Below are 12,734 nucleotides of genomic sequence, written 5' to 3'. Positions count from 1 at the left end.
GCACCGTCATGACCGTTGAGATAGTGAAGAACGACCTGACGTTTGAAGTCGGTCGAGTATTTTTGCTTTCCCATAGAAACGAAGAACCCCTACTCGTTGGGTGTCCAACTTTCGGGGTTCACTTCATAAGGGCGGCTTTTTCATGGCACGGTGAAAGACTGGGCGCTCTTGGGAGGAGGATGACAAAGAGGCGCCATGGGCGCCTCTTTGTCAGGGTTGCATGATGGGTGGCCGCATCAGTCGCAGCAGCGTCCCCTGGTCAGGTTGCCGATGATCACCACGGTCGCCACCAGCAGGTAGGCGGCGAAGATGGCGACCAGCCACTGGGGCATGGAGAAGCCGAGGAATTGCCAGCTGATCTCGCTGCAGTCTCCGTCCGGGAAGAAGAGCCAGGGTACCCAGCGGTCGAGGGGCAGCCAACTCGGGAAATCGGCATAGGGGCTGCAGACGTTGAAGGGAGAGGGGTTGAGCTGATAATCCACGTGTTGCAGCGCCAGTTGCAGGCCCCGCACGGCGCTAAAGCCCCACAGCAGCAGCGCGCTCCAGCGCAGGTACCACTGCTGCGGATTGACCAGGCCTATCAGACCGGCGGCGAGCACCCCCAGAGTGGCGATGCGCTCATAGATGCACATGACGCAGGGGTGCAGTCCCAGTATGTGCTGGAAGAAGAGGGCGCACAGCTCGAGGAAGAGGGCGGAGGCGGCGAGCAGCCCCCAGGCCCAGCGCTGGCAGGCGATATGGCGAAGAAATGCAATCATCTGATTGATCCTGAAGGGGAAGGTGAAACGGATTAGAGCAGAGCGGGCCATAAAAGAAAAGGGCCCCACCGGGGCCCTCCTGGCTCAATGTGCCAGTGGCAAGGCGGTGCTGGCGGCACTGCCGTGGTGCATCAACCACCCCAGCTCGTAATACCAGTGAGTGAGGGGGGTGAGCAAAAACTCCACCGCGATGAAGCCGACGCCACCCAGCACCAGGGTGTAGGGGAGCGCCATCCACACCATGCGGCCGTAGGAGAGACGCAGCAGCGGGGCCAGGGCCGAGGTGAGCAGGAACAGGAAGGCGGCCTGACCGTTGGGGGTCGCGACGGAGGGCAGGTTGGTCCCGGTGTTGATGGCAACCGCCAGCATGTCGAACTGATCCCGGCTGATGGCACTGTTGAGCAGGGCCGTCTTCACCTCGTTGATATAGACGGTACCGACGAAGACGTTGTCACTCACCATGGAGAGCAGGCCGTTGGCCAGATAGAAGAGGGCCAGCTGATCGTCTGGCTCGGCGGAGAGCACCATCTGGATCACCGGTTTGAACAGCTGCTGATCGATGATGACGGCCACCACGCTGAAGAAGACGGCGAGCAGGGCGGTGAAGGGCAGCGCCTCCTCGAACGCCTTGCCGAGGGCATGCTCCTCGGTGATCCCGGTCAGGGAGGTGGCCAGCACGATGACCGACAGGCCGATGAGGCCGACGGCGGCCAGGTGCATGGCCAGGCCCACGATCAACCAGACGGCGATGAGGGACTGGACGATCAGCTTGGCCTTGTCCTGGGGGGAGCGACGCTCATCCTCGTAGCGACTGTAATCTTCCATGATGCGGCGTACCGTGTTGGGCAGGCGGGCGCCATAGCCGAACCAGCGGCATTTTTCCACCAGCACACAGGTGAGCAGGCCGCAGAAGAACACGGGGATCGAGACAGGGGACATGCGCATGGCGAACTCACCAAAGTGCCAGCCAGCCTGTTCGCCAATGATGAGGTTCTGGGGCTCGCCGACCAGGGTGCACACCCCCCCGAGGGCGGTACCGATGGCGGCGTGCATCATGAGGCTGCGCAGAAACGCGCGAAAGTCGTCCAGATGCTGGCGGTTGAGCTCGGCGACGGTGACATCGTCGGTGTGGTCATGGTCGTGGCCAAATTCCTTGCCCGACGAGACCTTGTGATAGATGGCATAGAAGCCGGTGGCGACGCTGATCACCACGGCGATCACGGTCAAGGCATCCAGGAAGGCGGAGAGAAAGGCAGACATCAGACAAAACGCCAGGGAGAGCAGGGTCTTGGAGCGGATGCGGATCAGCAGCTTGGTGAACACATAGAGCAGCAGCTGCTTCATGAAGTAGATGCCCGCCACCATGAAGACCAGCAGCAGCAGCACCTCTATGTTGGCCACCAGCTCATGCTTGACCTGCTCGGCCGAAGTCATGCCGATCAGCACGGCTTCGATGGCGAGCAGGCCGCCCGGTTGCAAGGGGTAACACTTGAGGGCCATGGCCAGGGTGAAGATAAATTCCACCACCAGCAACCAGCCGGCAAAGAAGGGATCCAGGTGAAAGGCGATGGGGTTGATGATCAAGAAGGCAATGATGGCGCTCTTGTACCAGTGAGGGGCATGCCCTAGAAAGTTCTTCGCAAAGGCCTGCCCTAGACTAATTGGCATAGTAGTGGGTCTCAGTAATTATTGTTGGATGCTGTGTTCATACCCACAACCTAGGGTGGGCATATAGCGAGATGCTGTCGCTTATTTGCTTGATCCCCCATGATTTTAATCAAATGGGCGGCTAACTATAAATTACATAATGAGCCTTGCCCATGGCTGGTCGTGGATTTAGAGGGGCATGCATGAGTCTTGAGCCGGGCGATCGATGAGTTTATATACAACCCGATAACAAAACTGCGCGTTTATGTGAGCAGAGGACTGACCTTCTGCTTGCCAGACCTCCTCGCTTTGCTATTATTCGGAAGCCTTTTTACGCACGAGAATCGAGTCACTTCATGGTTATAAAAGCGCAGAGCCCAGCCGGGTTTGCCGAGGAATATATCATCGAGTCCATCTGGAACAATCGCTTCCCCCCCGGATCCATATTGCCGGCGGAGCGCGAGCTGTCCGAATTAATCGGTGTGACCCGCACAACGCTGCGTGAAGTGCTGCAACGTCTGGCCCGGGATGGCTGGTTGACCATACAGCATGGCAAGCCGACCAAGGTCAACAACTTCTGGGAAACCTCGGGACTCAACATTCTGGAGACGCTGGCTCGCCTGGATCAGGACAAGGTGCCCGATCTGGTGGCCCAGCTGCTGTCGGCGCGCACCAATATCTGCACCATCTTCATCCGGGGCGCTATCCGCAACAACCCGGAGCAGGCGGCAGAGATACTGCGGGGCGCCGACGAGGTGGAGAACAGCGCCGAAGCCTATGCCGAGTTTGACTATCGTCTGCACCATCAGCTCTCCTTCGCCTCCGGCAACCCCATCTACGCCCTGATCCTCAATGGTTTCAAAGGGCTCTATAGTCGGGTGGGGCGTTACTACTTCTCCGATACCCTGGCCCGCGCCACCGCAGATGCCTATTACAAGACACTGCTGAAACTGGCCGAGACCAAGAATCACGACGAGGTGTACCAGACGGTGCGCCAATACGGGATAGAGTCCGGCAAGCTGTGGACCCGGCTGCGCACCGATATGCCGAGCAATCTGTGCGATAACTGATGACTTCCTGACGCCGGGCCAGCCCCGGAGTGAGAGGATAAAAGAGCGCGCCTTCGGGCGCGCTCTTTGCATTATGGCGTCATGGGCAGGGTCAAGGGAGGGGGCGCCGCTCCGGGCAGCGACCGATGAGATCGCTTGGCAGCTCGCCATTGTCCTGTTCCAGCACCACATCGAAGCCCCAAAGCAGATGCACGTGCTTGAGCACCTCGTGATAGGAGTCGCCAAGGGGAATGCGGTTATGGGGCACATAGCGCAGGGTCAGGGCGCGATCTCCCTTCACCGCCACGTCATAGACCTGGATGTTCGGCTCCAGGTTGCTGAGGTTGTACTGGGACGACAGGGCGTTGCGCACCAGGTGATAGCCCTCCTCGTTGTGGATGGCGGCTATCTTGAGGTAGTTCTTCAGATCGTCATCATCGATGGCAAACAGCTTCATGTCCCGCATCACCTTGGGGCTGAGGAACTGGCTGATGAAGCTCTCATCCTTGAAGTTCTGCATGGCAAAGTGAAGGGTATCGACCCAGTTGGTACCGGCGTAGTCCGGGAACCAGCGTCTGTCCTCCTCGGTCGGGTGCTCACAGATGCGCCTCAGATCGACAAACATGGCAAAGCCGAGGGCGTAAGGGTTGATCCCCGAGTAGTAGCGGCTGTTGTAGGGGGGCTGATAGACCACGTTGGTGTGGCTGTGCAGCACCTCCATCATGAAGCGATCGCTCAGTTTCCCTTCGTCATACAGGTGGTTGAGTATGGTGTAGTGCCAGAAGGTGGCCCAGCCCTCATTCATCACCTGGGTCTGCTTCTGCGGGTAGAAGTACTGGCTGATCTTGCGCACGATGCGCACCACCTCCCGCTGCCAGGGTTCTAGCAGGGGGGCATTCTTCTCGATGAAATAGAGCAGGTTCTCCTGAGGTTCTGGCGGATAGCGGCGATCCGCCACATTGGAGGACTTGTGCTGCCGGGGCAGGGTGCGCCACAGTTCATTGACCTGGGTCTGCAGGTAGTCTTCCCGGGCTTTCTGGCGCCTTTTCTCCTCGGCCAGGGAGATCTTCTGGGGCCGCTTGTAGCGATCGACCCCGAAGTTCATCAGGGCATGGCAGGCGTCGAGCAGCCGCTCCACCGCATCGATGCCGTGCTTCTCCTCACACTCGGTGATGTAGTTCTTGGCAAACAGCAGGTAATCGATGATGGAGGAGGCATCGGTCCAGGTCTTGAACAGATAGTTGTTCTTGAAAAACGAGTTGTGACCATAGCAGGCGTGGGCCATCACCAGCGCTTGCATCGGCATGGTGTTCTCCTCCATCAGGTAGGCGATGCAGGGATCCGAGTTGATGACGATTTCGTAGGCGAGCCCCATCTGACCACGCTTGTAGTTGCGCTCGGTGTGGATGAAGCGCTTGCCGAATGACCAGTGCTGATAGCCGATGGGCATGCCGACGCTGGAGTAGGCATCCATCATCTGCTCGGCGGTGATCACCTCTATCTGGTTGGGATAGGTGTCGAGCCGGTAATGTTTGGCGACGCGCGCTATCTCCTGGTGATAGATCTCCAGCAGGTCAAAATTCCAGTCAGGCCCGTCATCGAAGGGCGCAAAGGTTCTGGCTGTCTCTGTCATATGCCCCCCTAGGCCGCTTGTTTCTTGAACAGTTCCCGGAACACCGGATAGATGTCTTCCACCTTGCGAATGTGCTCCATGGCAAAGTAGGGATACTGGCTGGCCACCGACTCGTATTCGTGCCACAGGGTCTGATGGGCCCGGGTGGTGATCTCGATATAGGAGTAGTAGCGCACCCGCGGCATGATCTCCTGCAGCAGGATCTCGCGGCACTGGGGCGAGTCATCGGCCCAGTTGTCTCCGTCGGAGGCCTGGGCGGCATAGATGTTCCACTGGTTGGTGGGATAACGCTCATCCATGATGTCGCTCATCATCTTGAGGGCGCTGGAGACGATGGTGCCTCCGGTCTCCTGGGAGTAGAAGAATTCGTGCTCGTCCACCTCCTTGGCCTGGGTGTGGTGGCGGATATAGACCACCTCCACATTCTTGTAGGTGCGACTCAGGAACAGATAGAGCAGGATGTAGAAGCGTTTGGCCATCTCCTTGGTGGCTTGATCCATGGAGCCGGAGACATCCATCAGGCAGAACATCACCGCCTGACTGGAGGGGACGGGCCGCTTGACGAAGTTGTTGAACTTGAGATCGAAGGTGTCGATGAAGGGCACGGCGTCGATGCGTTTCTTCAGGTCGCGGATCTCTTTTTCCAGCAGGGCTATCTCGGCGAAGTGTTCGCTGGGGTCTTGCGACAGCAGCAGGAGTCGCTCCTCCAGCTCCCGCAGGCTGCGCTTCTTGCCGGCTTGCAGCGCCATGCGCCGTGCCAGCGAGTTGCGCAAGGATCGCACCACGTTGATGTTGGCCGGCACGCCATTGGAGGTATAGCCGGCCCGGTAGGTCTTCATCTCCATCAGCTGGTTGAGCTGGGTCTTTTGCAGGTGGGGCAGCTCGAGATCCTCGAACAGCAGGTCCAGGTATTCATCCTTGGAGATCTGGAACACGAAATCATCGCTCCCTTCCCCCTGGTTGGATGCCTGTCCTTCCCCCGCGCCCTGACCGGCACCGCCTCCCTTGGGTCTGTCTATCTTGTCCCCGGAGACGAACTGATCATTGCCGGGATGGACCATCTCCCGCTTGCCCCCATGCCCCTGATGGAAATGGGGCTCGCCGATGTCCCGGGTCGGGATGCTGATGCTCTCGCCCTTGTCCACGTCCTGGATGCTGCGCTTGGAGACGGCATCCGAGACCGCTTGTTTGATCTGCTTCTTGTAGCGGCGGATGAAGCGCTGCCGATTGACAGCGCTTTTGTTCTTGCCGTTGAGCCTGCGGTCGATAAAGTGCGCCATAACTCCCCCTTGGCAAAGCCGTCAGGATCAGGATGACTTGCGTACCCTGAGATACCATTCGGAGAGCAGCCGTACCTGTTTGCGGGTATAGCCCTTCTCCATCATCCGCTCGACAAAGTTATCGTGTTTCTTCTGCTCTTCCGCCGAGGTCTTGCTGTTGAAGGAGATGACCGGCAACAGCTCCTCGGTGTTGGAGAACATCTTCTTCTCGATGACGGTGCGCAGCTTCTCGTAGCTGGTCCAGTTCGGGTTGCGGCCGGCATTGTTGGCCCGGGCCCGCAGCACGAAGTTGACTATCTCGTTACGAAAGTCTTTCGGGTTGCTGATCCCGGCCGGCTTCTCGATCTTCTCCAGCTCGCTGTTGAGGGAGGCGCGGTCAAACAGCTGGCCCGTCTCCGGATCCCGGTACTCCTGATCCTGGATCCAGAAGTCCGCATAGGTGACGTAGCGATCGAAGATGTTCTGGCCATATTCCGAGTAGGACTCGAGGTAGGCGGTCTGGATCTCCTTGCCGATGAACTCCACGTAGCGCGGGGTGAGATAGCCCTTGATGAACTCCAGGTAGCGATCGTGTATCTCCTGGGGGAACTGCTCGCGCTCTATCTGCTGCTCCAGCACATAGAAGAGGTGAACCGGGTTGGCCGCCACCTCGGCATGGTCGAAGTTGAAGACCCGCGACAGTATCTTGAACGCGAAGCGTGTGGAGAGGCCGTTCATGCCCTCATCCACCCCGGCGTAGTCCCGGTACTCCTGATAGCTCTTGGCCTTGGGATCCGTGTCCTTGAGGCTCTCGCCGTCATAGACCCGCATCTTGGAGTAGAGGCTGGAGTTTTCCGGCTCCTTGAGCCGTGACAGCACGGAGAACTGTCCCAGCAGCTCCAGGGTGCCCGGGGCACATTTGGCCTCGGTCAGTTCGCTGTTGGTGAGCAGTTTCTCGTAGATCTTCACCTCTTCCGAGACCCGCAGGCAGTAAGGCACCTTGACGATATAGACACGGTCGAGGAAGGCCTCGTTATTGCGGTTGTTCTTGAAGTGCTGCCATTCTGACTCGTTGGAGTGAGCCAGCAGAATGCCGTCGAAGGGGAGGGCAGAGAGCCCCTCGGTACCGTTGTAGTTGCCTTCCTGGGTGGCGGTCAGCAGCGGGTGCAATACCTTGATGGGGGCCTTGAACATCTCGACGAACTCCATCATGCCCTGGTTCGCCTTGCACAGCGCCCCCGAGTAGGAGTAGGCATCGGCATCGTCCTGGGCATAGTGCTCCAGCATGCGGATGTCGACCTTGCCGACCAGGGAGGAGATGTCCTGGTTGTTCTCATCGCCGGGCTCGGTCTTGGCGATGGCGATCTGGTGCAGTATGGAGGGGTTGACCTTCTCCACCTTGAACTTGGTGATGTCACCGCCAAATTCGGTCAGGCGCTTGGCCGCCCAGGGGGACATGATGGGGCGCAGATAGCGGCGCGGGATGCCGTACTCTTTCTCCAGCAGCTCGCCGTCCTCTTCCATGTCGAACAGACAGAAGGGGTGGTCATTGACCGGGGATCCCTTGATCCGGTAGATGGGCACCTTCTGCATCAAGGATTTGAGCTTCTCGGCCAGAGACGATTTGCCGCCGCCGACCGGGCCCAGCAGATAGAGGATCTGCTTCTTCTCTTCCAGGCCCTGGGCGGAGTGCTTGAGGTAGGAGACGATCTGCTCGATGGCGTCTTCCATGCCGTAGAAATCCTTGAAGGCGGGATAACGGGCGACGACCCGGTTGGAAAAGAGACGACTGAGTCTCGGGTTGGTGGCGGTATCAACCATCTCCGGGTCGCCGATGGCAACCAGTAGACGTTCGGCGGCGGAGGCGTAGCAGGATTTGTCCTGTTTGCACATGTCCAGGAACTCCTGAATGCTGTACTCCTCTTCCCTGGCTTGCTCGTAACGCTGTTGGTAATGCTCGAAGATGCCCATAACTTAGCCCTCGTTATAGTCGCTTACCCTAAAATGACCGGTTTATCACTCTTGTTGTGCTTTCCTCTTAAGCCTAGTCAACAGCCCCCAGTAATCCATCACAGCGCACGGCTTTAAATCGGTTGGCCCGGATCCCGGCGTCTTGGGCGGCGCCAGGCAAGCGGTGTCTGTATGTTACTGACTGTTAAATTATTTTTGCCACGAGAGTCGGGGCAATGTCAAAGAGATAAAAATAAATGTTTCAGCATGGCTGCCAAGAGAAGTACGAGGGACAACCCCTGATGGATCGCAGGACGCCAGGGCAGGCGGGAGCTGGCTCGGCATGGCCAGGCAGTGGGATCTACTTTACGTGCGCGTAAACGTAATGTCGGAAGATTGGTGTTTAAGCTCTAATTTTTACATTGACGCTACATTTTCACTGCTCTAGATTGGCACCTGTGTTCGGTGCTGCGCCGCTTTAGCAAGAGAGCGTCTGCGTATCGAAAACAAAGCTCTGTTTAAGCACGTTTCCGTTGGCTTGACCCTCGCATCCGCGAGGGTCTTATTTTTTCAGCGTGTCGATGGCGATGGATGGGGCGCCGCAGACGCCGTTCTCCCCTTCCCATGGCCCTCATGCTGGGGGTGATCATGACGATCGGCCCCATGGCACAGGCGTGCTCTCCCTGTGCTGAGGCAAACTGGTGGCACGTGAGGCCGCGCCGCCTGCCTGCTGTGGCCGCAGCCGCCTAGTGGGCGATCTGATGCCCATAGGCCTGCGTTACCAGGGTGAGCACCTGGGCGAAGGGGATGTCGCCCAGCCGGCCAAAGCCGGCCAGTTTGCCCGCCTTGAGGCGGGTGGTGAGGGGGGTACTGATCCCGCACAGGAAACGGGCCAGGATCCTGGGATCGGGGCTCGGCAACTGGCTCGCCAGGGGATCGCACCAGGCGCGGATCCCCGCCTCATTAGGCAGTGGCGCCATCGGCTCGAGGGGCAAGTGGGCCACCTGGCCGCGGCAGACGGAGCAGTGGCCGCAGCGGGCGGGGGCCTGCTCATCGGCAAAATGGCGAGCCAGGGCCTGGCTCAGGCAAGCCGATGAGGTAAAGAAGGCGAGCAGGGCCTGCAACCTGGCCAGCTCGCTCTGCTCTTTTTGCACGAAGAGTCCATGAAGCTCCTCGACGAGGGCATCCAGGGAGGCGGGCGTGCGCTGCACCTGATAGACCTCGGTCATCTGCTTGCTCTCGAGTTCGATGAGGCCCTGCTGCTGCAGATAGTCGAGGGCGGCCACCGCGCGGCCACGCTCCCCCTGATAACCCTGCCAGAGTGCCTCGAAATCCATGGTGCACCAGCTGCGGGCCTGGGGGGCGCTGGCAAACAGGGCCTCGAGGAAGTGACGGCGCCCCTGATCGAAGCGGGCGAGTATGGCCTCCCTGTCGGCGATGAACTTGAACCTGTAGTCGGCAAAGTAGCTGTAGGCCGGGCTCAAGATGCCATTGAGCTCCAGGTAGACCAGCAGGGTCTTCAAGGGAAGCTGGCGGATGTTGGTTTCGTTTGAGAGGCGCAGCAGCACGAACTCCCAGGCCTCGCCGGCCGGGGGGAGCTGGGTCAGCAGCTGGGCGATGGCGGCCTTGTCCGGCGTATCCCCGTAGACGAAGTTCTCCAGCACGGGCAACTGGGTGCGGTTGGCCAGCACGGTGCAGTGGGATAGCTGACCATCCCGTCCGGCGCGACCTATCTCCTGGCTGTAGTTCTCGATGGATTTGGGCAAGTCGTAGTGAATGACCCGGCGGATATCGGCCTTGTCGATGCCCATGCCAAAGGCGATGGTGGCGACGATGCAGTCGAGCCGGCCGCTCATGAAGTCGCGCTGGATAGTCTGGCGCAGATCGGCGCCGAGCCCGGCATGATAGGCGCGGGCGCGGATGCCGGCCTGGGCCAGCCGGGCGGCGCACGCCTCTGCGGTGTGCTGCAGGGTGACATAGACGATGGTCGGGGCCGAGGGCGCGCGCGCCATCTCCCCTATCAGCCAGGCGTCTCGCGCCCCTGGCGCCATGGGCACGACATTCAAGTCCAGGTTGGGGCGGTAGAAGCCGGTCACCACCAGGCCGTCATCGTCGATGTCGAACTTGCGCTGCATGTCCTGCATCACGGCGCGGGTGGCGGTGGCGGTCAGCAGCAGCACCTGGGGGATCTTGAGGGCACGCCTGTGTTCGGGCAGCTTGAGGTAGTCGGGGCGAAAGTTGTGGCCCCACTCCGAGATGCAGTGGGCTTCATCCACCACCATCAGGGAGATGGGCACGGTGGCGATGAAGCGGCGAAAGCGCTCGTTCTTGAGCCGCTCGACCGAGATCATCAGGATCTTGAGTTGGCCCGCCTCTATCTGACCCATCACCTCCCGGCTCTGCTCCGGGCTCAGGCTCGAGTCCAGTGCCGCCGCCGCTATGCCCTTGCCCTTGAGGAAGGCCAGCTGATCCTGCATCAGGGCGATGAGGGGGGAGATCACCAGGGTGAGGTGGGGCAGGGCAAGGGCCGGCAGCTGGTAACAGAGGGACTTGCCGGAGCCGGTCGGGAAGATGGCGGCGGCGCTGCGACCGGCCAGGATCTGCGCCATCACCGCCTCCTGGCCTGGCCTGAGCTGGGTGAAACCGAAGTGCTGTTGCAGCAAAGAGGAGATCATGGGGCGTCATCCTGAGTAAAGGGGCCATGATACCACCTGACCCATGGCCCGGGGGCTTCCCGGTGCCGAGTGGGCAAGATTTAGCCTTCTTTACCCGGGTGTTGATATTGCGTTATCCAATTGTTGTGGTTTTTTGTGATGTAAAATGGGATTTTCGTGGTGTATGTGTGGAAAAAACCTGTTGTAGATGGGATATTCCCATGGTGCGACTCCCCCCTGGAATACGGACCCCATCAAGAGAAGGTCTGCCCGCAGCAGGGGGGTTCGTTCGGTTAGTTCCGAATGAAGATGGTCGCCACAGGACTCAATGATTCAAACACCGCGTGTGTACAGGGACTATATAGATGACACAACAACACCCCCTCCTTCGTTTGGTAAATAGTACCAGCCTGGTCAGCCAGATCCTGGTCGGCCTGATCGCCGGTATCCTGCTGGCACTGTTTGCGCCTGAGTGGGCCAAATCCGCCGGCCTGCTCGGCAGTCTGTTTGTCGGTGCCCTCAAGGCCGTGGCCCCCATCCTGGTCTTCGTGCTGGTGATCGCCGCCATCACGGGCCACAAGCAGGGTCAGAAGACCAATATCCGCCCGCTGCTGGGCCTCTACCTGTTTGGCACCTTCGCGGCAGCCCTGGTGGCGGTGCTGGCCAGTTTTCTGTTCCCCTCCAGCCTGCACCTGGTCGCCAACACGGCCGACATCACCCCCCCGGGTGGCATCACCGAAGTGCTCCAGACCCTGCTGTTCAACCTGGTGAGCAATCCGGTGAAGGCGCTGATGGACGCCAACTACATCGGCATCCTGGGTTGGGCCATCGCCCTTGGCGTCGTGCTGCGTCATGCCAGTGACAGCACCAAGGCCCTGGTCTCCGATCTGTCTGGTGGCATCTCCACCATCGTCAAGCTGGTGATCCGCTTCGCCCCGCTCGGCATCCTGGGCCTGGTCGCCTCCACCCTGGCGGAAACCGGATTCGATGCCCTGCTCGGCTATGCGCACCTGCTGGCGGTGCTGATCGGCTGCATGCTGTTCATCGCCTTCGTGGTGAACCCGCTCATCGTGTTCTGGAAGATAAAGCGCAATCCCTATCCCCTGGTGCTGACCTGCCTGAAAGAGAGCGGCGTGACCGCCTTCTTCACCCGCAGCTCCGCCGCCAACATCCCGGTCAACATGGCGCTGTGTGAGAAGCTCAAGCTGCCCAAAGACACCTATGCGGTCTCCATCCCGCTCGGGGCCACCATCAACATGGCCGGCGCCGCCATCACCATCACGGTACTGAGCCTGGCGGCCGTGCACACCCTGGGTCTGCAGGTGGATATCGCGACCGCGGTGCTGCTCTCCGTGGTAGCGACCATCAGTGCCTGCGGCGCCTCCGGGGTAGCCGGCGGCTCCCTGCTGCTGATCCCGCTCGCCTGCAGCCTGTTTGGCATCAGCAACGATGTCGCCATGCAGGTGGTCGCGGTCGGCTTCATCATCGGCGTGCTGCAAGACTCCGCCGAGACGGCCCTCAACAGCTCCACCGACGTGCTGTTCACCGCCGCGGCCTGCATGGCCGAGGATGAGAGCCTGCAGGGCCAGCCTGCGGCCAGCCGCAACGTCTGAGTCCACACTCGGCAGCCTTGGCTGCAACAAGAACATGCCCTCTTCGGAGGGCATTTTTTATGGCTGGCGTGCGTGCCGATATCAAGCGCACTCGATGGCCGCTGGGCGATGGCAAGGGCCATCAGGGGTCGGGGAGGGAGGAGAGAAAAGAGAAAGCCCTCGACTGAGGGC

9 protein-coding genes are annotated in these 12,734 nt (G+C 60.0%); 3 read left to right on the top strand and 6 right to left on the bottom strand.

All coding sequences use genetic code 11. The features are described from left to right. The coding region (locus ACLHZ1_RS09135; RefSeq protein ID WP_427261819.1) for a hypothetical protein at nt 1–224 on the top strand (224 nt) is incomplete at its 5' end. 12 nt (nt 225–236) lie between these two features. Here the strand turns inward: ACLHZ1_RS09135 and dsbB are convergent. Beyond that, a complete protein-coding gene (dsbB, locus tag ACLHZ1_RS09130) occupies nt 237–758 on the bottom strand; it encodes a disulfide bond formation protein DsbB (protein WP_427261818.1) in 522 nt (173 codons plus the stop codon). Between the two features lie 84 nt (nt 759–842). After that, nucleotides 843–2,426, bottom strand: a complete 1,584-nt coding sequence (gene nhaB / locus ACLHZ1_RS09125) for a Na(+)/H(+) antiporter NhaB (protein WP_427261817.1) — start codon at nt 2,424–2,426, stop codon at nt 843–845. Between the two features lie 335 nt (nt 2,427–2,761). Here nhaB and fadR point away from each other — a divergent pair, with 335 nt between their 5' ends. After that, entirely contained in the window at nt 2,762–3,475 is a 714-nt protein-coding gene (gene fadR, locus ACLHZ1_RS09120; protein WP_427261816.1) for a fatty acid metabolism transcriptional regulator FadR, read from the top strand. A gap of 91 nt (nt 3,476–3,566) precedes the next feature. Here fadR and ACLHZ1_RS09115 read toward each other — a convergent pair whose 3' ends face one another. From ACLHZ1_RS09115 to ACLHZ1_RS09100, 4 genes are all read right to left on the bottom strand, one after another. Beyond that, on the bottom strand, nt 3,567–5,087 hold the full coding sequence (locus ACLHZ1_RS09115; RefSeq protein ID WP_427261815.1) for a SpoVR family protein: 1,521 nt from the start codon (nt 5,085–5,087) through the stop codon (nt 3,567–3,569). An 8-nt stretch (nt 5,088–5,095) separates the two neighbouring features. Next, on the bottom strand, nt 5,096–6,367 hold the full coding sequence (locus ACLHZ1_RS09110; protein WP_427261814.1) for a YeaH/YhbH family protein: 1,272 nt from the start codon (nt 6,365–6,367) through the stop codon (nt 5,096–5,098). A 27-nt stretch (nt 6,368–6,394) separates the two neighbouring features. Next, a complete protein-coding gene (locus ACLHZ1_RS09105; RefSeq protein ID WP_111872767.1) occupies nt 6,395–8,317 on the bottom strand; it encodes a PrkA family serine protein kinase in 1,923 nt (640 codons plus the stop codon). Between the two features lie 725 nt (nt 8,318–9,042). Continuing rightward, nucleotides 9,043–10,971: a RecQ family ATP-dependent DNA helicase gene (locus ACLHZ1_RS09100; RefSeq protein WP_427261813.1), complete on the bottom strand. Its 1,929-nt coding sequence runs from the start codon at nt 10,969–10,971 to the stop codon at nt 9,043–9,045. A 344-nt stretch (nt 10,972–11,315) separates the two neighbouring features. On the opposite strand from ACLHZ1_RS09100, the gene sstT reads away from it, so the two are divergent. After that, a complete protein-coding gene (gene sstT / locus ACLHZ1_RS09095) occupies nt 11,316–12,563 on the top strand; it encodes a serine/threonine transporter SstT (RefSeq protein WP_427261812.1) in 1,248 nt (415 codons plus the stop codon). The last annotated feature ends 171 nt before the right edge of the window (nt 12,564–12,734 follow it).

This window comes from Aeromonas sobria (assembly GCF_050266975.1).
Lineage (GTDB): Bacteria > Pseudomonadota > Gammaproteobacteria > Enterobacterales > Aeromonadaceae > Aeromonas > Aeromonas sobria_B.
This window is presented reverse-complemented; position numbering and strand designations above follow the sequence as displayed.